At 59.3% G+C, this 19294-nt stretch carries 19 protein-coding genes; all 19 read left to right on the forward strand.

Going from position 1 to position 19294, the window contains the following annotated elements; translation table 11 throughout:
* Window positions 1-26: 26 nt before the first annotated feature.
* Complete coding sequence (locus Q1M54_RS09990) at window positions 27-722, forward strand: transposase (protein ID WP_300556805.1); 696 nt, start codon at window positions 27-29, stop codon at window positions 720-722.
* Between the two features lie 132 nt (window positions 723-854).
* Complete coding sequence (locus Q1M54_RS09995) at window positions 855-5546, forward strand: glutamate synthase-related protein (RefSeq protein WP_300556807.1); 4692 nt, start codon at window positions 855-857, stop codon at window positions 5544-5546.
* Window positions 5547-5587: 41 nt separating this feature from the next.
* Complete coding sequence (locus tag Q1M54_RS10000) at window positions 5588-7069, forward strand: glutamate synthase subunit beta (protein WP_300556809.1); 1482 nt, start codon at window positions 5588-5590, stop codon at window positions 7067-7069.
* A 104-nt stretch (window positions 7070-7173) separates the two neighbouring features.
* Complete coding sequence (locus Q1M54_RS10005) at window positions 7174-7989, forward strand: ABC transporter ATP-binding protein (protein WP_300556811.1); 816 nt, start codon at window positions 7174-7176, stop codon at window positions 7987-7989.
* On the forward strand, window positions 7986-8768 hold the full coding sequence (gene mlaE / locus Q1M54_RS10010; protein ID WP_300556813.1) for a lipid asymmetry maintenance ABC transporter permease subunit MlaE: 783 nt from the start codon (window positions 7986-7988) through the stop codon (window positions 8766-8768). The genes Q1M54_RS10005 and mlaE overlap by 4 nt, the downstream gene beginning before the upstream one ends.
* Before the next feature lie 10 nt (window positions 8769-8778).
* Window positions 8779-9255: an outer membrane lipid asymmetry maintenance protein MlaD gene (gene mlaD, locus Q1M54_RS10015; RefSeq protein ID WP_300556815.1), complete on the forward strand. Its 477-nt coding sequence runs from the start codon at window positions 8779-8781 to the stop codon at window positions 9253-9255.
* Window positions 9252-9989, forward strand: coding sequence for a VacJ family lipoprotein (locus Q1M54_RS10020; protein ID WP_300556817.1), 738 nt, complete (start codon window positions 9252-9254; stop codon window positions 9987-9989). The genes mlaD and Q1M54_RS10020 overlap by 4 nt, the downstream gene beginning before the upstream one ends.
* Before the next feature lie 52 nt (window positions 9990-10041).
* Window positions 10042-10698, forward strand: coding sequence for a phospholipid-binding protein MlaC (locus Q1M54_RS10025; RefSeq protein WP_300556819.1), 657 nt, complete (start codon window positions 10042-10044; stop codon window positions 10696-10698).
* Window positions 10699-10709: 11 nt separating this feature from the next.
* Window positions 10710-10985, forward strand: a complete 276-nt coding sequence (locus Q1M54_RS10030; protein ID WP_300556821.1) for an STAS domain-containing protein — start codon at window positions 10710-10712, stop codon at window positions 10983-10985.
* Between the two features lie 84 nt (window positions 10986-11069).
* Window positions 11070-12005 carry an ABC transporter ATP-binding protein gene (locus tag Q1M54_RS10035; RefSeq protein ID WP_300556823.1) on the forward strand — a complete coding sequence of 312 codons (936 nt, stop codon included), beginning with the start codon at window positions 11070-11072 and terminating at the stop codon, window positions 12003-12005.
* Window positions 12002-12757 (forward strand): ABC transporter permease, encoded by a 756-nt coding sequence (locus Q1M54_RS10040; protein ID WP_300556825.1) that lies wholly within the window; start codon window positions 12002-12004, stop codon window positions 12755-12757. The genes Q1M54_RS10035 and Q1M54_RS10040 overlap by 4 nt, the downstream gene beginning before the upstream one ends.
* A gap of 7 nt (window positions 12758-12764) precedes the next feature.
* A complete protein-coding gene (locus Q1M54_RS10045) occupies window positions 12765-13007 on the forward strand; it encodes a BolA/IbaG family iron-sulfur metabolism protein (protein ID WP_300556827.1) in 243 nt (80 codons plus the stop codon).
* A gap of 35 nt (window positions 13008-13042) precedes the next feature.
* Window positions 13043-14308 (forward strand): UDP-N-acetylglucosamine 1-carboxyvinyltransferase, encoded by a 1266-nt coding sequence (gene murA, locus Q1M54_RS10050; RefSeq protein WP_300556829.1) that lies wholly within the window; start codon window positions 13043-13045, stop codon window positions 14306-14308.
* Window positions 14305-14946 (forward strand): ATP phosphoribosyltransferase, encoded by a 642-nt coding sequence (gene hisG / locus Q1M54_RS10055; RefSeq protein ID WP_300556831.1) that lies wholly within the window; start codon window positions 14305-14307, stop codon window positions 14944-14946. Before murA ends, hisG begins: the two co-directional genes overlap by 4 nt.
* A gap of 2 nt (window positions 14947-14948) precedes the next feature.
* Window positions 14949-16322: a histidinol dehydrogenase gene (gene hisD, locus Q1M54_RS10060; protein ID WP_300556833.1), complete on the forward strand. Its 1374-nt coding sequence runs from the start codon at window positions 14949-14951 to the stop codon at window positions 16320-16322.
* The gene (gene hisC / locus Q1M54_RS10065) at window positions 16319-17404 is read left to right on the forward strand and encodes a histidinol-phosphate transaminase (protein ID WP_300556834.1); all 1086 of its coding nucleotides are present in this window, start codon (window positions 16319-16321) and stop codon (window positions 17402-17404) included. The genes hisD and hisC overlap by 4 nt, the downstream gene beginning before the upstream one ends.
* On the forward strand, window positions 17401-17991 hold the full coding sequence (gene hisB, locus Q1M54_RS10070) for an imidazoleglycerol-phosphate dehydratase HisB (RefSeq protein WP_300556836.1): 591 nt from the start codon (window positions 17401-17403) through the stop codon (window positions 17989-17991). Before hisC ends, hisB begins: the two co-directional genes overlap by 4 nt.
* A 1-nt stretch (window position 17992) precedes the next feature.
* Window positions 17993-18649 (forward strand): imidazole glycerol phosphate synthase subunit HisH, encoded by a 657-nt coding sequence (gene hisH, locus Q1M54_RS10075; protein ID WP_300556838.1) that lies wholly within the window; start codon window positions 17993-17995, stop codon window positions 18647-18649.
* 47 nt (window positions 18650-18696) lie between these two features.
* The coding region (locus tag Q1M54_RS10080; protein ID WP_300556840.1) for a 1-(5-phosphoribosyl)-5-[(5-phosphoribosylamino)methylideneamino] imidazole-4-carboxamide isomerase at window positions 18697-19294 on the forward strand (598 nt) is incomplete at its 3' end.

The raw sequence follows: 19294 nt of genomic DNA on the forward strand, positions 1-19294 counted from the left end.
TCCCTCTGTTCAGCTAGGAGCCGCCCATGGCCCGTCAACCCCGACTCACCGTTGCCGCTTACCCGCACCACGTTATCCAGCGCGGCAATGACCGTCAGCCCATCGTGCGCGATGACGCCGACCGCGAGCGGTTGCTGGCGCTTTGGCAAGAGCATGCGCAAAATTTCAAAGTGGCCATCCATGCTTACGTCATCATGGACAACCACTTTCATCTGCTGCTCACGCCCGAAACCAATGAGGGCCTGCCGCAGATGATGCAGGCGGTGGGCCGTGCCTATGTGCGTTACTTCAATTTGCGGCATCGGCGCACCGGGACGCTGTGGGAGGGGCGCTACCGCAGCAATTTGATTGAGACGGAACGTTATCTCTTGGCTTGTATGGTTTACATCGACCTGAACCCAGTGCGGGCGGGGATGGTGGCGCAGCCTGTTGATTTCAAGTGGTCCAGTCATAGGCACTGTATTGGGCAGGTGAATGACCCATGGTTGAAGCCGCATGCCCTGTTTTGGGGCTTGGGCAACACGCCTTTTGCACGCGAGGCGGCTTATGCCGAACTGGTGCAAACGGGTTTGGTGCAACGTGAAAAAGATCAGCTGACCCAAAGCGCTTTGTCGGGCTGGGCCTTGGGATCTGCCGATTTTGTGGAGGGCTTGCAGCAGGCCACATTGCGCCGTTTGGTGCCTGGCAAGGCGGGGCGGCCATTCAAAAAGCGTTTGGATTGAATCTGTCCCCAATTAATTGGTGGTCATGTCGAAAGTCAAATTAATTGGGATCTGACCCCAATTAAAAAGATTGGCATGGATGCTGCTGTGCACTACACTCTGCGCTCTGCGTAAAAACCCTTAGGAACGTCCATGACTTCGGCCAGTGCAAAAGAACATTTCCAATCGACCGGTTTGTATGACCCGGCCAATGAGCACGATGCTTGCGGTGTCGGCTTTGTGGCCCACATCAAAGGTCACAAAACCCACGCCATCGTGACGCAGGCGCTCAAGATTCTTGAAAACCTCGACCACCGGGGTGCGGTGGGTGCTGACGCGCTCATGGGTGATGGTGCCGGTATCCTGATTCAGTTGCCCGATGCGCTGTACCGCGATGAGATGGCCAAGCAGGGCGTGGCGCTGCCACCGTTTGGTGAATACGGCGTGGGCATGGTGTTCTTGCCCAAAGAGCATGCTTCGCGCATGGCTTGCGAGCAAGAGCTGGAACGCGCCGTCAAGGCCGAAGGCCAGGTGGTGCTGGGCTGGCGCGATGTGCCCGTCAACCGTGACATGCCCATGTCGCCCACTGTGCGCGAAAAAGAACCGGTCATGCGCCAGATTTTCATTGGCCGTGGTGCCGACGTGATTGTGCAAGATGCTCTAGAGCGTAAGCTGTATGTGATCCGCAAGACCGCCAGCGCCGCCATTCAGGCCCTTCAGCTCACGCACAGCAACGAGTACTACATCCCCAGCATGTCCAGCCGCACAGCGGTTTACAAGGGCTTGCTGCTGGCCGACCAAGTGGGCACGTATTACTTGGACTTGCAAGACGAGCGCTGCGTCTCGGCCTTGGGTCTGGTGCACCAGCGTTTCTCGACCAACACCTTCCCCGAGTGGCCATTGGCCCACCCTTACCGCTATGTGGCGCACAACGGCGAGATCAACACCGTCAAGGGCAATTACAACTGGATGAAGGCCCGCGAAGGCGTGATGTCCTCGCCCGTATTGGCCAATGACCTGCAAAAGCTCTACCCCATCAGCTTTGCCGGTCAGTCCGACACCGCGACTTTTGACAACTGTCTGGAATTGCTGACGATGGCGGGTTACCCCATCAGCCAGGCCGTGATGATGATGATCCCCGAGCCGTGGGAACAGCACACCACCATGGACGAGCGCCGCAAGGCCTTCTATGAATACCATGCGGCGATGTTGGAGCCATGGGATGGCCCCGCCTCCATCGTTTTCACCGATGGCCGCCAGATTGGTGCGACCTTGGACCGTAACGGTCTGCGCCCTTCGCGTTACATCATCACCGACGACGACATGGTCATCATGGGCTCAGAGACGGGCGTCTTGCCGATTCCCGAAAGCAAGATCGTGCGGAAGTGGCGTTTGCAGCCTGGCAAGATGTTCCTGATCGACTTGGAACAAGGCCGCATGATCAACGACGAAGAGTTGAAGGCTGGTTTGGCCAGCGCCAAGCCCTACAAGCAGTGGATCGAAAACCTGCGCATCAAGCTCGACGATGTGGCCGAAGCCGCATTGGCGCCGGCCTCTGATGTGCCATTGCTCGATTTACAACAAGCCTTTGGTACCACGCAAGAAGACATCAAGTTTCTGCTGGCGCCCATGGCCTCGGCGGGTGAAGAAGCCATCGGCTCCATGGGCAACGACAGCCCACTGGCTGTGCTGTCAGATAAAAACAAGCCGCTTTACAACTACTTCAAGCAGTTGTTCGCGCAGGTGACCAACCCGCCCATTGACCCGATCCGGGAAGCGATCGTGATGTCACTGGTGTCCTTCATTGGGCCTAAGCCCAATCTGCTGGACATCAACCAGGTCAACCCGCCGATGCGCCTGGAAGTCAGCCAGCCCATCCTGGATTTTGCAGACATGGCCAAGTTGCGCAACATTGACCAAGCCACCAAGGGCAAGTTCAAGAGCGCCACACTGGACATCACTTACCCCTTGTTGTGGGGTCGCGAAGGTGTGGAAGCCAAGTTGGCCTCGTTGTGCGCCGAAGCCGTTGACGCCATCAAGGGCGGTCACAACATCCTGATCATCAGCGACCGTGGCGTGAGCGCCACCCAAGTGGCTGTGCCCGCACTGCTGGCCCTGTCGGCCATTCACCAGCACCTGGTGACCGCAGGCCTGCGCACTACCGCAGGCTTGGTGGTTGAGACCGGCACCGCCCGCGAAGTACACCACTTTGCCGTGCTCGCAGGTTACGGCGCTGAAGCCGTGCATCCCTACCTGGCCATGGAAACTCTGGCCGCACTGCATAAAGAACTGCCGGGTGATTTGTCGGCCGAGAAAGCCATCTACAACTACATCAAGGCGATCGGCAAGGGCTTGTCCAAGATCATGTCCAAGATGGGTGTGTCGACCTACATGTCGTATTGCGGTGCGCAGTTGTTCGAAGCCATCGGCATCAACACCGAAACCATCAACAAGTACTTCACTGGCACCTCCAGTCGCGTGGGCGGCATTGGTGTGTTCGAAATCGCCGAAGAAGCCTTCCGCATGCACACCGCTGCCTTCAGCGATGACCCTTTGCTGGCCACCATGTTGGACGCTGGCGGCGAATACGCTTGGCGCGCCCGTGGCGAAGAGCACATGTGGACACCCGACGCGATTGCCAAGTTGCAGCACTCTACCCGTGCCAACAACTTCAGCACCTACAAAGAATACGCGCAGATCATCAACGACCAGAGCAAGCGCCACATGACGCTGCGCGGTCTGTTCGAATTCAAAATCGACCCGTCCAAAGCCATCCCGCTGGAGCAGGTTGAGCCAGCAGCCGAGATCGTCAAGCGTTTCGCTACCGGCGCGATGTCGCTGGGTTCGATTTCCACCGAAGCGCACGCCACCCTGGCCGTGGCCATGAACCGAATTGGCGGCAAGAGCAACACGGGTGAAGGCGGTGAAGACGCCAACCGTTACCGCAACGAACTCAAAGGCATCCCGATCAAATTGGGCGATTCTTTGAAGAGCGTGATCGGTGAAGAAAACGTTGAAGTCGATATGCCTTTGGCCGCAGGCGACAGCCTGCGCTCGCGCATCAAGCAAGTCGCTTCGGGCCGCTTCGGCGTCACGGCTGAATACCTGTCGAGCGCTGACCAGATCCAGATCAAGATGGCCCAAGGTGCCAAGCCCGGTGAAGGCGGCCAGTTGCCCGGCGGCAAAGTGTCCGACTACATCGGCAAGCTGCGCCACTCGGTGCCCGGTGTCGGACTGATCTCGCCACCACCGCACCACGACATTTACTCGATCGAGGACTTGGCCCAGCTGATACACGACCTGAAGAACGTGGCCCCGCACAGTGACATCAGCGTCAAGCTGGTGTCCGAAATCGGCGTGGGCACCATCGCAGCCGGTGTGGCCAAGTGCAAGGCCGACCACGTCGTGATCGCCGGTCACGACGGCGGCACGGGTGCATCACCTTGGTCATCGGTCAAGCACGCAGGCTCGCCTTGGGAAATCGGTCTGGCCGAAACCCAGCAGACGCTGGTGCTCAACGGTTTGCGCGGTCGCATCCGCGTGCAGGCCGATGGCCAGATGAAGACCGGCCGTGACGTCGCCATCGGCGCTTTGTTGGGTGCAGACGAGTTCGGCTTTGCCACTGCACCGCTGGTGGTCGAAGGCTGCATCATGATGCGCAAATGCCATCTGAACACTTGCCCTGTGGGCGTGGCCACGCAAGACCCCGCACTGCGCAAGAAGTTCACCGGCAAGCCCGAGCATGTTGTCAATTACTTTTTCTTCATCGCCGAAGAAGTGCGTCAGATCATGGCCCAGTTGGGCATTGCCAAGTTCGACGATTTGGTGGGCCGTGCCGACCTGCTCGACATGAAGAGTGGCGTGGCGCACTGGAAAGCCAAGGGCTTGGACTTCGGTCGTCTGCTGGCCGTGCCGCAGGTCGAGTCAACCGTGGCCGTGCGCCATGTGGACACGCAAGACCATGGCCTGGAAAAAGCCTTGGACAACGTGCTGATCGCCAAGAGCCGCGCCGCCATTGACAAAGGCGAAAAAGTGCAGTTTATGGAAGTCGCGCGCAACGTGAACCGCTCGGTCGGCGCCATGTTGTCCGGTGCGGTGACCAAGGTGCACCCCGAAGGCTTGCCTGACGACACTTTGCGCATCCAGCTCGAAGGTACAGGCGGTCAGTCCTTTGGTGCCTTCTTGGCCAAGGGCATCACGCTGTACCTGATCGGCGAAGCCAACGACTACACGGGCAAAGGCTTGTCCGGTGGTCGCGTGGTGGTGCGCCCGAGCCTGGAGTTCCGTGGCGTGGCGTCACAAAACATCATCGTGGGCAACACCGTCATGTATGGCGCGACCACGGGTGAGGCTTTCTTCGCCGGTGTGGCCGGTGAGCGCTTTGCGGTGCGTCTGTCGGGCGCTACAGCGGTGGTCGAAGGCACGGGCGACCATGGTTGCGAGTACATGACCGGCGGCACTGTCGCTGTTTTGGGCAAAACCGGCCGCAACTTCGGCGCCGGCATGAGTGGCGGTATCGCCTATGTGTACGACGAAGACGGCGAGTTCGCGTCGCGTTGCAACACCGCCATGGTCAGCATGGAAAAAGTGTTGTCAGCTGCTGAACAAGAAGCGCAAGTGGACCGCAAGGTCTGGCACCGCGACCAAGCCGACGAAGCACAACTCAAAAAACTGCTGGAAGACCACCACAAGTGGACCGGCAGCCAGCGTGCCCGCGAGTTGCTGGACAACTGGGCCACCGCCCGCGCCAAGTTCGTGAAGGTGTTCCCGAACGAATACAAGCGTGCCCTGGGCGAGATCAATGCACGCAAAGCTGCAAAAGCAGCTCAACCAGTCGCTGCCTGACCCCGACGAGCGCTGAACGTCAAAAAGCTTAAGGAATCATCATGGGAAAAATCACAGGTTTCATGGAATTTGAGCGCATCGAAGAAGGCTACAAGCCGGTTTCCGAACGCTTGAAGAACTACGGCGAGTTCGTGATCGGCTTGACCGAAGAACAATCCAAAACCCAGGCGGCACGTTGCATGGACTGCGGCACACCGTTTTGCAACAACGGCTGCCCGGTCAACAACATCATTCCTGATTTCAACAACCTGGTGTTTGAAGGTGACTGGAAGAACGCGATCGAGGTGCTGCACAGCACCAACAACTTCCCTGAGTTCACTGGGCGCATCTGCCCCGCCCCCTGCGAAGCGGCTTGCGTGGTCAACTTCAACGACGATGCTGTTGGCATCAAGTCGATTGAGCACGCCATCATCGACCGCGCTTGGGCCGAAGGCTGGGTCACGCCCCGTCCTGCCAAAGTCAAGACCGGTAAGACCGTGGCCATCATTGGCGCTGGCCCTGCAGGTTTGGCCGCCGCTCAGCAGCTGGCCCGTGCAGGCCACGACGTGACCTTGTTTGAGAAAAACGACCGTGTGGGTGGTTTGCTGCGTTACGGCATCCCCGACTTCAAGATGGAAAAGACCCACATCGACCGCCGTGTGCAGCAGCTTGAAGCCGAAGGTGTGAAGATCCGCACCAGCGTGTTGGTCGGTGAGTGGCCCAAGGATTCCAAAATCACCAATTGGGCCCAAGAAACCATCAGCGCTGAGCAACTCAAGAAAGACTTCGATGCGGTGTTGTTGACCGGTGGTTCAGAGCAGTCGCGTGACTTGCCTGTACCCGGCCGTGATCTCGAAGGCATCCACTTCGCCATGGAGTTCTTGCCCCAGCAAAACAAGGTGAATGCGGGCGACAAGCTCAAAGGCCAACTCCGCGCAGACGGCAAAAACGTCATCGTGATCGGCGGCGGCGACACCGGCAGCGACTGCGTGGGCACCAGCACTCGCCACGGCGCTGTGAGCGTCACCCAGTTCGAGGTCATGCCCGAGCCTCCCGAAAAAGAAAACAAAGCATTGGTCTGGCCTTATTGGCCCATGAAACTGCGCACCAGCTCCAGCCACGACGAAAGCGCTGAAAAAGGTCTGCTGCAGCGCGAATTCGCCATTTCCACCAAAGCTTTCATCGGTGAAAAGGGCAAAGTCACCGGACTGACCACCGTTCAAGTCGAGTTCAAAGACGGCAAGATGGTTGAAGTGGCCGGCAGTGAAAAGCATCACAAAGCCGACATGGTGCTGCTGGCCATGGGATTCACCAACCCGGTTGCCACTGTGCTCGACGCTTTTGGTATCGACAAAGATGCCCGTGGCAATGCCAAGGCCAGCACCGACTTCACAGGTGGCTATGCCACCAATGTGCCCAAAGTGTTTGCCGCTGGCGACATGCGCCGAGGCCAGTCCTTGGTGGTGTGGGCGATCCGTGAAGGCCGTCAGGCTGCGCGTTCGGTGGACGAGTTCCTCATGGGCGCCAGTGATCTGCCGCGTTGAGGGTTATTTGTTCTAAGTAAAATAACTTATTTTTCTGGTACGCACACCGCTTACTGGGAGTTTTTACCATCTCAAGAGCCGGACAGTCCGGCTCTTGTTCTTTAATGCAGACTTCGTCCACGACACATCCTCTTGTTGAACTGCGCGACCTGAGCTTTGGGTACGGCGACCGTGTCATCTTGAAGAACTTGAGCTTCAATGTGCCGCGCGGACAAGTCACGGCCCTGATGGGTGTTTCGGGCGGCGGCAAAACCACGGTGCTGCGCCTCATTGGTGGGCAAATTCGCGCCAGCTCGGGCCAGTTGCTGTTTGACGGTGATGACATCACCCCCATGCACCAGGCCGAGCTGTACGCTGCCCGCCGCCGCATGGGTATGTTGTTCCAGTTTGGGGCCTTGTTCACCGACATGAGCGTGTTCGACAACGTGGCCTTCCCATTGCGCGAGCACACGGCGTTGTCGGAAGACCTGATCCGTGACATCGTGCTCATGAAGCTGGACGCGGTGGGCTTGCGTGGTGCGCGTGACTTGAAGCCCTCAGAGATCTCCGGCGGCATGAGCCGCCGCGTGGCCCTGGCCCGCGCCATTGCGCTCGACCCCGACTTGATCATGTACGACGAGCCCTTTGCCGGACTTGACCCGATTTCTTTGGGCACTGCGGCCCGATTGATTCGCCGTTTGAACGACAGCCTGGGCATCACCAGTGTGGTGGTGTCGCACGATGTGACGGAAACCTTTGAGATTGCCGACCATGTGGTGATTTTGGCCAATGGTGGTGTGGCCGCACAGGGTACACCCGCTGAACTGCGGGCCAGCACCGACCCTCTGATTCACCAGTTTGTTCACGCACTGAGTGATGGTCCGGTGCCTTTCCATTACCCGGCTCCCCATGCGGCGCAAGATTATGGGAGGTCAGCATGATCGTCTCATTGCTCGGCGCCTTGGGCGCTCACACCCGACAGATGTTGGCCGATTGGGGCTTTGCTGCCCGCTTGTTTTTCAAGCTGTTGGGCATGTCGGGCGTGGCCCTCAAGCGCTTTGGTTTGGTGCGCGACCAGGTGCACTTTTTGGGCAACTATTCGCTGGCGATCATCACGGTCTCTGGCTTGTTTGTCGGCTTTGTGTTGGGCCTGCAGGGCTACTACACCTTGCAGCGTTATGGCTCCGCCGAAGCGCTGGGCTTGTTGGTGGCGCTCAGCCTGGTGCGCGAGTTGGGTCCGGTGGTGGCCGCTTTGTTGTTTGCAGGCCGCGCGGGTGCATCGCTCACGGCCGAAATCGGCTTGATGCGCGCTGGTGAGCAACTCACGGCGCTGGAGATGATGGCCGTGGACCCGGTGCAGCGCATTTTGGCGCCGCGTTTTTGGGGCGGCATCATCGCCTTGCCATTGCTCGCGGCCGTGTTCAGTGCGGTGGGCATTTTGGGCGGCTACGTGGTGGGTGTGTTGCTCATCGGCGTAGATGCCGGTTCATTCTGGAGCCAGATGCAAGGTGGCGTGGATGTGTTCAAGGACGTGGGCAACGGCATCATCAAGAGCGTGGTGTTCGGGGTGGCCGTGACTTTTATTGCCTTGCTGCAGGGTTATGTGGCCAAGCCTACCCCTGAGGGTGTGGCCAGCGCCACCACGCGCAGCGTGGTGGTTTCTTCTTTGTCGGTGTTGGGTCTGGATTTCATCCTGACTGCGATGATGTTCAGTATTTGAGGAGGACGGCATGCAACGTTCAAAAAATGATGTGTGGGTCGGTTTGTTTGTGTTGCTCGGCGCTGTGGCCGTGCTGTTTTTGGCGTTGAAGGCAGCCAACTTGTTGACTTGGAGCTTCAACAAGGGCTATGAGGTCACGGCCAAGTTCGACAACATTGGTGGGCTCAAGCCCGGCGCTGCCGTCAAGAGTGCCGGTGTGGTGGTGGGGCGTGTCAAAACCATCGAATTCGATGGTGAATCTTTTCAAGCCAAAGTGACCTTGACTTTGCAAACCGAGCACGCTTTTCCGCAAGACAGCTCGTTGAAAATTTTAACCAGCGGCTTGTTGGGCGAGCAATACCTCGACGTATCGCCGGGAGCCGATGAGAAAAACCTGGCTGCAGGTGACCGCATTGGTTCAACCCAATCGGCCGTGATTCTGGAAAATTTGATCAGCCAGTTTTTGTTCAACCAAGCGGAAAAATCTTCTGAGGGCCAAAAGCCATGAATTTGCTCAAAAAACGATTTTGGATGCTGTTGGCCGGCTGCGTTGTGTTGGTCTTGCAGGGGTGTGCCACTGTGAAAAGCGCCGATGCGCGTGACCCTTGGGAGCCCATGAACCGCAGCATTTACCAATTCAATGATGCGTTAGACACGGCTGCGCTCAAGCCTGCTGCGCAGCTGTATGTGAGGGTCTTGCCCAGCATGGTGCGCACCGGGGTGAGCAACTTCATGGGCAACTTGGGCGATGTTTGGTCCATGGCCAACAGCGCCATGCAACTCAAAGGTCAAGCCACGGTAGAGACCTTCATGCGGATCAACATCAATACCTTTATGGGATTGGGTGGCATTTTGGATGTGGCCAGCGAGATGGGCATCGAAAAGCGCCGTGAAGATTTTGGACAGACATTGGGCTACTGGGGTGTTCAGCCGGGTCCCTATGTGATGCTGCCGTTGTTTGGGCCTTCTACGTTGCGTGATGCATTGGCGTTCCCGGTAGACATGCAGGGTAATGTGACCAACAATTTGGCAGATGAGGCCACCCGCAATGCTTTGTTGGTCACCCGCTTGGTGGACATGAGGGCAGGTTTGCTCAAGACGGTGGATGCCATCAAGGCTTCATCTCTGGACCCGTACTCGTTCGTGCGCGATGCTTATCTGCAAAAAAGGCGCAATGACATCTACGATGGCAACCCACCTTCAAGCTTCGACTACAACGAAACGCCAACAGCGTCTCAATAAGCCCGTTACAGTTTCTCACATCGCTTTTCGCATCTGGTCTTACAGTTAAGTCATGGTCAAAATTTCTTCTTTTTCTTTTTTGAGTCGCCGCCACTGGCTGGTCAGCATCTGTGCCTTGGCCATGTCTTTGGGGATGGTGGGCGCGTCTGCAGCCGAGGAAGCACCCGAAGCGTTTGTTCAACGCATCACCAATGAGACGCTCAACGCGATCAAGGCCGATAAGGCTTTGCGCTCGGGTGACATCCAAAAAGTCATGCAGTTGGTGGACAACCAACTGATGCCGCACGTGAATTTCCGGCGCATGACCGCTTTGGCCACAGGCCCTGCTTGGCGCACTGCCACGCCTGAACAGCAAAAACGCCTGCAAGACGAGTTCAAAACTTTGCTGGTTCGCACTTATTCGGGCGCACTCAGTCAAATCACTGACCAAGTGGTGGTGGTCAAGCCCCTGCGCAGAGGGCAAGACGACAAGAATTTGGTCGTCAACACCGAGGTGCGTGGCAAGGGCGACCCTGTTCAACTGGACTACCGCCTTGAAAAAACAGCCGGCCAAGGCGCAGGTTGGATGATTTTTGACCTCAACGTGTTGGGCGTTTGGTTGGTTGAAAATTACCGAAATCAGTTCACCAAAGAGATCAACGCGGGTGGAATTGATGCTTTGATCGCCAGCTTGGCGGCTCGCAACAAGACCAACGCCAAGCCAGCTTGAGCCCCTTTGTGATGACGCCTCTGAAGTTGCCCACGGCCCTGTTGCACGATCAGGCCAACGCCTGCCTCGCGCAGTGGGTGGCGCAATTGCCCAAGGTTTTGCCGCCTCAAGTCGTGCTCAATGCCGCCGATTTGGTCGATTTCGATTCGTCGGCCTTGGCGGTGCTCTTGGGCTTGCGTCGGGAGCTGACCCAAAAGGGCAGTGATTTACGGGTTGAGGAGATGTCGCCGCGTCTGCTTGAATTGGCCCGTTTGTATGGGGTTCTTGATTTGCTGCAACCGACCTGAAATTTGGCTTTTCAGGCCATTTGGTCTGGATCCCCTTGATCCACCCCGGGGTGTGCATGCCAGCACTTAAAATAGACCCCTCACATGCCAGCGCTCTCCTTTCAAACCGTCTCCAAAATCTATCCGGCCAAACAGGCGGGTGGAGCCGCGTTCAAAGCCCTAGACCAGGTCAGCTTTGACGTGGAAGAGGGCGAATTCTTTGGCCTGCTTGGCCCCAACGGCGCGGGCAAAACCACCCTGATCAGCACCTTGGCCGGTCTGAGCCGCCCCACCACCGGGCGCGTGTTGGTGCATGGCCATGATGTGCAAACCGATTACGCCGCTGCCCGTCGCTTGCTGGGCGTGGTGCCGCAAGAGCTGGTGTTTGACCCCTTTTTCACGGTGCGTGAATCCTTGCGCATCCAGTCAGGCTATTTCGGCGTCAAGCACAACGAGGCCTGGATCGACGAACTGCTGGACAGCTTGGGCCTGACCGACAAAGCGGGCTCTAACATGCGCCAACTCTCGGGCGGCATGAAGCGCCGCGTGCTGGTGGCGCAGGCTTTGGTGCACAAACCACGCGTCATTGTGCTGGACGAGCCCACCGCTGGTGTCGATGTCGAGCTGCGCCAGACCTTGTGGGCCTTCATCGCCAAACTCAACAAGCAAGGACACACCGTCTTGCTCACCACCCATTACTTGGAAGAAGCTGAGGCGCTTTGTGGGCGAATCGCCATGCTCAAGCGTGGTCAGTTGCTGGCTTTGGAGCGCACGTCTGATTTGCTGCGCTCTGCCACCAGCCAAGTGCTGCGTTTCAAGCTCGATGGTGACTTGCCAGCTGATGTGGCGGCCATCGCCCGTGTCACTGGCCGTATCGTGCAGCTGCCCGTGCACAACGCGGTTGAGATCGAAAACCACTTGGCCACCCTGCGCACCGCGGGCTTGGTGGTGGAAGACGTCGAGATCCGCCAAGCTGACCTGGAAGACGTGTTTATCGAAGTCATGAACCGCAAACAATTGGCCTCGGGGGCTTTGGCATGACGGGTTGGCAAACGCTGCTGTACAAAGAGGTCTTGCGCTTTTGGAAAGTCGCTTTCCAAACCGTGGGAGCGCCGGTGCTGACGTCCGTGCTTTACATGCTGATTTTTGGCCACGTGCTCGAAGACCATGTCAAGGTCTATGACAACGTGGCTTACACCTCGTTTTTGCTGCCGGGCCTCATCATGATGGGGGTGCTGCAAAACGCTTTTGCCAACAGCTCGTCCAGCTTGGTGCAAAGCAAGATCATGGGCAATATTGTGTTTTTGTTGCTCACGCCCCTGTCGCACCGCAGCTGGTTTGTGGCCTATGTGGGCTCGTCGGTGGTGCGCGGCCTGGCCGTGGGTTTGGGCGTGTTTGTGATCACCGGCTGGATGGTCGACATTCGCTTTGTCCACCCGCTGTGGATTTTGGCCTTTGCCATCATGGGTGCGGCCATGATGGGGGCACTGGGCGTGATCGCCGGTTTGTGGGCCGAAAAGTTTGACCAGATGGCCGCTTTCCAGAACTTCATCATCATGCCCATGACGTTTTTGTCGGGTGTGTTTTATTCCATTCATTCTCTGCCGCCGTTTTGGCAAAAGCTCAGCCACCTGAACCCGTTTTTCTACATGATCGACGGCTTTCGCTACGGCTTTTTTGGCCAAAGCGATGTTTCCCCGTGGATCAGCCTGGCGGTGGTGGGCACCGCCTTGGCGATCATCAGCGGCTTGACCCTTCACCTTTTGCGCATCGGCTACAAAATCCGGAGCTGAACTCCTCATGAACGCACAGCAACTTCAAGACATCATCGCCGCAGGACTCGACTGCACTCACCTGACTGTGGATGGCGATGGCCGCCACTGGAGCGCCGTGGTGGTGTCCGAAGCTTTCACAGGCATGCGGCCTATCGCCAGGCACCAGCGTGTCTACGCCACGCTGGGCCAAAAAATGCACACCGACGAGGTGCACGCCTTGTCGATGAAAACCTTCACGCCTGCCGAATGGGCTGCGCAAAACCATTGAACGCCTTTGGCGACAACGCAAGACCCCTCTGACCCATGGACAAACTGAAAATTCGCGGCGGCAAGCGCCTGCAAGGCACACTCGAAGTGGCGGGTGCCAAAAACGCGGCCCTGCCCGAACTGTGCGCCGCGCTGTTGACGGCCGAGCCCATCACTTTGAGCAATGTGCCGCGTCTGCAAGACGTCTCGACCATGCTCAAGCTGATCCGCAACATGGGTGTGACGGCCGAGCACCACGACAACGGCCGCGTCACCCTGAATGCCGGTGGTCTGAACAACCCTGAAGCCCCCTATGAGTTGGTGAAAACCATGCGCGCCTCGGTACTGGCGCTGGGGCCCTTGCTGGCCCGCTTTGGCCACGCCAAAGTGTCTCTGCCCGGCGGCTGCGCCATTGGCTCGCGCCCGGTGGACCAGCACATCAAAGGCTTGCAGGCCATGGGGGCCATCATCACGGTGGAGCACGGCTACATGCTGGCCAGCTTGCCCGAGGGTCGCACGCGCCTGAAGGGTGCTCACATCACCACCGACATGGTCACTGTCACAGGCACCGAAAACTTCATGATGGCTGCGGCCTTGGCCGAAGGCGAGACGGTGCTCGAAAACGCCGCCCAGGAGCCGGAGATTCCAGACTTGGCCGAAATGCTCATCCAAATGGGCGCCAAGATCGAAGGCCACGGTACACGCCGCATTCGCATTCAGGGTGTGGAACGCCTGCATGGCGCTCAGCACCAGGTGGTGGCCGACCGCATCGAGGCGGGTACCTTCTTGTGTGCTGTGGCGGCAACGGGCGGGGACGTGGTGCTGCGCCACGGCCGTGCTGACCACCTGGATGCTGTCATTGACAAGCTGCGAGAGGCCGGAGCTACCATCGAAGACGGTGAGGGCTTCATCCGTGTCAAATCCGAGGGCCGCCTGAAGGCACAGAGCTTTCGCACCACCGAATACCCGGGCTTTCCGACCGACATGCAAGCGCAGTTCATGGCGCTCAACTGCATCTCGCAAGGCGCGAGTAAAGTGACCGAAACGATTTTTGAAAACCGATTCATGCATGTCAACGAACTGGTGCGCTTGGGTGCGCACATCCAGATCGACGGCAAGGTGTCTGTGATCGAGGGCGTGGAAAAGTTGTCTGGTGCTACCGTGATGGCGACCGACCTGCGCGCATCGGCCAGCTTGGTGATCGCCGGTTTGGTGGCCGAAGGCGAGACCATTGTCGACCGCATCTACCACCTGGACCGCGGCTACGACCGCATGGAACTGAAACTGCGCGGCCTGGGGGCCGACATTGAAAGAGTGAAATGATCACGCTGGCCCTGTCTAAAGGACGCATCTTTGACGAAACCCTGCCGCTGCTCAATGCCGCGGGCATCGAGGTGCTGGAAGACCCCGAAAAATCACGCAAGCTGATCTTGCCCACCAACCAAGCCAACGTGCGCGTGGTGCTGGTGCGTGCCAGCGATGTGCCCACCTATGTGGAATATGGCGGTGCCGACTTGGGCGTCACGGGCCTCGATACCCTGATCGAACACGGCGGTCAAGGCCTGTACCAGCCGCTGGACCTGAACATTGCCAAATGCCGCATGAGCGTGGCGGTGCGTGCAGATGACGACTACGCAGCGCTCGTGCGCACCGGCGCACGCCTGAGGGTGGCCACCAAATACACGACCATTGCGCGTGACTTTTTTGCCACCAAAGGTGTGCACGTCGACCTGATCAAGCTCTATGGCAGCATGGAGCTGGCCCCGCTCACGGGTCTGGCCGATGCGATCGTGGATCTGGTGTCCACAGGCAACACGCTCAAGGCCAACCATTTGGTCGAAGTCGAACGCATCATGGACATCAGCTCGCGCTTGGTGGTGAACCAGGCCGCGCTCAAACTCAAGCAAGCGCCGATCCGCGCCATCATCGACGCCTTTGCGGGCGCTGTGAAGAAAGACTGAACATGGCACTGCACGCCAAACCTTTGCAACTGAACACGGCAGATGCCGGTTTTGAAGCGGCCTTCGCGGCGCGCCTGCATTGGTCTGCCGACACCGACGCCGCCATCGAGCAGCGCGTGGCCGACATCCTGGCCGATGTGCAGCAGCGTGGCGATGCGGCGGTGCTCGACTACACCCAGCGTTTTGATGGCTTGCAAGCCGCTGACGTGAAGGATTTGGAAATCACCCAGGCTGAACTGCAGGCCGCGCTGGACAGCCTGCCCGCCGTGCAGCGCGAAGCCCTGCAAGCCGCTGCCGCCCGAGTGCGCCAGTACCACGAAGCGCAAAAGAAAGCGTCGGGCGAAAGCTGGTCTTACCGCGACGAAGACGGCACGCTGCTGGGCCAAAAAGTCACGCCGCTCGACCGCGTGGGCATTTACGTGCCCGGTGGCAAAGCCGCTTACCCCTCGTCGGTGTTGATGAACGCCATCCCCGCCCATGTGGCGGGTGTGCAAGAGATCATCATGGTGGTGCCCACGCCAGCCCGCAGGGATGGCGTGGTCGTGCCTTCGCAAGGTGTGCGCAATCCATTGGTGCTGGCCGCTGCCTGTGTGGCGGGCGTGAGCCGCGCCTTCACCGTGGGCGGTGCGCAAGCCGTGGCCGCGCTGGCTTACGGTACCGCCACCATCCCCAAAGTGGACAAGATCACTGGCCCCGGCAACGCCTATGTGGCCAGCGCCAAAAAGCGCGTATTCGGCACCGTGGGCATCGACATGATTGCGGGCCCTTCTGAAATTTTGGTCTTGGCCGATGGCACCACGCCCGCCGACTGGGTGGCGATGGACCTCTTCAGCCAGGCCGAGCACGACGAGTTGGCGCAAAGCATTTTGCTGTGCCCCGATGCGGCTTACATCGCCGAGGTACAAGCCGCCATTGACCGCCTCCTACCTGAGATGCCGCGGCGCGAGATCATCGCCAAGAGCCTGAACGACCGGGGTGCGCTGATCCTCACGCGCACCATGGAAGAGGCCTGCGCCATCAGCAACCGCATCGCGCCAGAGCACTTGGAGGTGTCGAGCCGTGACCCGCACCGCTGGGAACCGTTGCTGCGCCACGCAGGTGCGATTTTCTTGGGCGCTTTCACCAGCGAGTCGCTGGGCGACTACTGCGCTGGCCCCAACCACGTGTTGCCCACCAGCGGCACAGCGCGCTTTTCGTCGCCGCTGGGTGTGTACGACTTCCAAAAACGCAGCAGCCTGATCGAGGTGAGCGAAGCCGGTGCGCAGCCTCTGGGCCGGATCGCCGCTGAGTTGGCCTATGGCGAAGGATTGCAAGCCCACGCCCGCGCTGCCGAACTCCGTTTGAACCCTGTGCCCCCGATGCGAGAAACGAAATGAGCAACGTCAGCCCCCAACTCATGCAACGCATCCGCCAGGACGTGCAGTCCATGCACGCCTACGCCATCCAGGATTCTGCGGGCATGGTCAAGCTCGATGCGATGGAGAACCCGCACAGATTGCCCGCTGATTTGCAAAAGGTTTTGGGTGAGCGACTGGGCGCGCTGGCGCTCAACCGATACCCCGGTGAGCGTGTGAACGAGCTTCGCCATGCGCTGGCCAGTTATGCGGGCATGCCCGAAGGCTTCGACATCATGTTGGGCAACGGCTCGGACGAGTTGATCTCTTTGCTGGCCATGGCCTGCGATGTGCCTGGGGCCAGCATCTTGTCCCCGCTGCCCGGCTTTGTGATGTACGCCATGAGCGCCCAGTTGCAGGGCTTGGCCTTCCATGGCGTGCCGCTCACCGCCAACTTTGAACTCGACGAAGCCGCCATGCTGGCCGCGATTGATCAGCACAAGCCGTCCATCGTCTACCTGGCTTACCCCAACAACCCCACGGGCAACCTGTGGAACGACGACACGATCGAAAAGATCGTCCTCGCCCAAGGCGCTCAAGGCGGCCTGGTGGTCATGGACGAGGCCTACCAGCCCTTCGCCAGCCGCAGCTACGCAGGCCGCATCACGCGCCACTCGCATGTGCTCTTGATGCGCACGCTGTCCAAGTTTGGACTGGCTGGTGTGCGTCTGGGCTACATGATCGGCCCCAAGGCTTTGTTGGCCGAGGTCGACAAGGTGCGCCCGCCTTACAACATCAGCGTGCTCAACACCGAGTGCGCCTTGTTTGCGCTGGAGCACGCCGAGGTGTTTGCCGTCCAGGCCCAAGACCTGCGCGCGCAACGCGCCCGTTTGCTGAAAGAATTGACCGTCTTGCCTGGCGTGCAGCCTTTCCCGAGCGAAGCCAACATGATCTTGGCCCGTGTGCCCGATGCGGCCAAAACCTTTGACGGTTTGAAGGCCCACGGGGTGTTGATCAAGAACATTTCTAAAATGCACCCATTGCTGGCCAACTGCTTGCGTCTGACGGTGGGCACTGCCGCAGAAAACGACCAACTCCTCGCTGCTTTGAAAGCTTCTTTATGAACCGCACCGCTGCCGTCACCCGCAAGACCGCCGAGACGAACATCCGCGTCGCCATCAACCTGGACGGCACGGGCCAAGCCAAGCTGGCATCGGGCATCGGTTTTCTGGACCACATGCTGGACCAGATCGCCCGCCATGGTTTGATCGACCTGGACATCGCTTGCGAAGGCGACCTGCACATTGACGGCCACCACACCGTGGAAGACATCGGCATCACCTTGGGCCAAGCGTTTGCGCAAGCCATCGGCGACAAAAAAGGCATTCGCCGTTATGGCCACGCTTATGTGCCGCTGGATGAAGCCTTGAGCCGCGTGGTGGTGGACTTTTCGGGCCGCCCCGGTTTGCACATGGACGTGAACTTCACCTCCGGTTCGCTGGGCTCGCTCGACACCCAGTTGGTGTACGAGTTCTTCCAGGGCTTTGTGAACCACGCGCTGTGCACGCTGCACATCGACAACATCAAGGGCGTGAACGCGCATCACCAGTGCGAAACCATCTTCAAGGCCTTTGCCCGCGCTGTGCGAGCGGCGCTTGAGCTGGACCCGCGTTCCGCAGGGGTGATTCCATCGACCAAGGGTTCGCTCTGAAATGACCGTCAATCGCGTTGCAGTGGTGGACTACGGCATGGGCAACCTGCGCAGTGTGGCGCAGGCGGTCATGCACGCCGCCTCCAGCGTCGACCATGCCGAAGTGACGGTGACCTCTGACCCGCAAGTGGTGCGCAACGCCCACCGCGTCGTCTTGCCAGGGCAAGGCGCCATGCCCGACTGCATGCGCGAGTTGCGCGAGTCCGGCCTGCTGCACGCCGTGCTCGAAGCCGCAGCCAGCAAACCCTTGTTTGGCGTGTGCGTGGGCATGCAAATGCTGCTGGACCACAGCGACGAAGGCGATACACCCGGCCTGGGTTTGATCCCTGGCCGCGTGGTCAAATTCGATCTGGCCGGGCGCATCCAGCCCGATGGCACCCGCTACAAAGTGCCGCAAATGGGCTGGAACCAGGTCTGGCAAGACGCCCCAGCGCATGCCCTTTGGCAGGGCGTGCAGGACGGCAGCTGGTATTATTTTGTGCACAGCTTCTATGCCCGGGTGACCAACCCGGCGCACAGCGCGGCCCAGACCGATTACGGCGGTCGCTTTGCTTGCGCGATTGCCCGTGACAACATTTTTGCCACCCAGTTTCACCCCGAAAAAAGCGCGGCCCAAGGTTTGGCCTTGTTCCGCAATTTCCTCCACTGGCAGCCTTGAGAAGTTTTCACTGCCGTTTTGCTTCCTTCACCTGCATTTAACTCGCCATGATTCTGATCCCCGCCATTGACCTCAAAGACGGCCACTGCGTTCGCCTCAAGCAAGGCGATATGGACCAAGCCACGACCTTTGGGGAAGACCCCGCAGCCATGGCCCGCACCTGGCTCGAAAAAGGCGCACGCCGCTTGCACCTGGTGGATCTGAACGGCGCCTTCGCAGGCAAGCCGCAAAATTTCAGCGCCATCAAGTCCATCCTCAAGGCCGTGGGCGACGACATCCCGGTGCAGCTGGGCGGCGGCATCCGCGATCTGGACACGATTGAAAAATACATCGACAGCGGCCTGCGCTACGTCATCATCGGCACCGCCGCCGTCAAGAACCCCGGCTTTTTGAAAGACGCCTGCACCGCCTTTGGCGGCCACATCATCGTCGGCCTGGACGCCAAAGACGGCAAAGTGGCCACCGACGGCTGGAGCAAGCTCACCGGCCACGAAGTGGTGGACCTGGCCAAGAAGTTCGAAGACTGGGGCGTTGAGTCCATCATCTACACCGACATCGGCCGCGACGGCATGCTGAGCGGCATCAACATCGACGCCACCGTCAAGCTGGCCCAAGCCCTCCAGATTCCCGTGATCGCCTCGGGCG

Origin of the sequence: Limnohabitans sp. Rim8 (genome assembly GCF_943326455.1) — a bacterium.
In the GTDB taxonomy this organism is placed as follows: Bacteria; Pseudomonadota; Gammaproteobacteria; order Burkholderiales; family Burkholderiaceae_C; genus Limnohabitans_A.

Coding starts and splice junctions, on each gene's coding strand:
- Q1M54_RS09990 (WP_300556805.1), top strand. CDS start 27: ATGGCCCGTCAACCCCGACTCACCGTTGCCGCTTACCCGCACCACGTT.
- Q1M54_RS09995 (WP_300556807.1), top strand. CDS start 855: ATGACTTCGGCCAGTGCAAAAGAACATTTCCAATCGACCGGTTTGTAT.
- Q1M54_RS10000 (WP_300556809.1), top strand. CDS start 5,588: ATGGGAAAAATCACAGGTTTCATGGAATTTGAGCGCATCGAAGAAGGC.
- Q1M54_RS10005 (WP_300556811.1), top strand. CDS start 7,174: ATGCAGACTTCGTCCACGACACATCCTCTTGTTGAACTGCGCGACCTG.
- mlaE (WP_300556813.1), top strand. CDS start 7,986: ATGATCGTCTCATTGCTCGGCGCCTTGGGCGCTCACACCCGACAGATG.
- mlaD (WP_300556815.1), top strand. CDS start 8,779: ATGCAACGTTCAAAAAATGATGTGTGGGTCGGTTTGTTTGTGTTGCTC.
- Q1M54_RS10020 (WP_300556817.1), top strand. CDS start 9,252: ATGAATTTGCTCAAAAAACGATTTTGGATGCTGTTGGCCGGCTGCGTT.
- Q1M54_RS10025 (WP_300556819.1), top strand. CDS start 10,042: ATGGTCAAAATTTCTTCTTTTTCTTTTTTGAGTCGCCGCCACTGGCTG.
- Q1M54_RS10030 (WP_300556821.1), top strand. CDS start 10,710: ATGACGCCTCTGAAGTTGCCCACGGCCCTGTTGCACGATCAGGCCAAC.
- Q1M54_RS10035 (WP_300556823.1), top strand. CDS start 11,070: ATGCCAGCGCTCTCCTTTCAAACCGTCTCCAAAATCTATCCGGCCAAA.
- Q1M54_RS10040 (WP_300556825.1), top strand. CDS start 12,002: ATGACGGGTTGGCAAACGCTGCTGTACAAAGAGGTCTTGCGCTTTTGG.
- Q1M54_RS10045 (WP_300556827.1), top strand. CDS start 12,765: ATGAACGCACAGCAACTTCAAGACATCATCGCCGCAGGACTCGACTGC.
- murA (WP_300556829.1), top strand. CDS start 13,043: ATGGACAAACTGAAAATTCGCGGCGGCAAGCGCCTGCAAGGCACACTC.
- hisG (WP_300556831.1), top strand. CDS start 14,305: ATGATCACGCTGGCCCTGTCTAAAGGACGCATCTTTGACGAAACCCTG.
- hisD (WP_300556833.1), top strand. CDS start 14,949: ATGGCACTGCACGCCAAACCTTTGCAACTGAACACGGCAGATGCCGGT.
- hisC (WP_300556834.1), top strand. CDS start 16,319: ATGAGCAACGTCAGCCCCCAACTCATGCAACGCATCCGCCAGGACGTG.
- hisB (WP_300556836.1), top strand. CDS start 17,401: ATGAACCGCACCGCTGCCGTCACCCGCAAGACCGCCGAGACGAACATC.
- hisH (WP_300556838.1), top strand. CDS start 17,993: ATGACCGTCAATCGCGTTGCAGTGGTGGACTACGGCATGGGCAACCTG.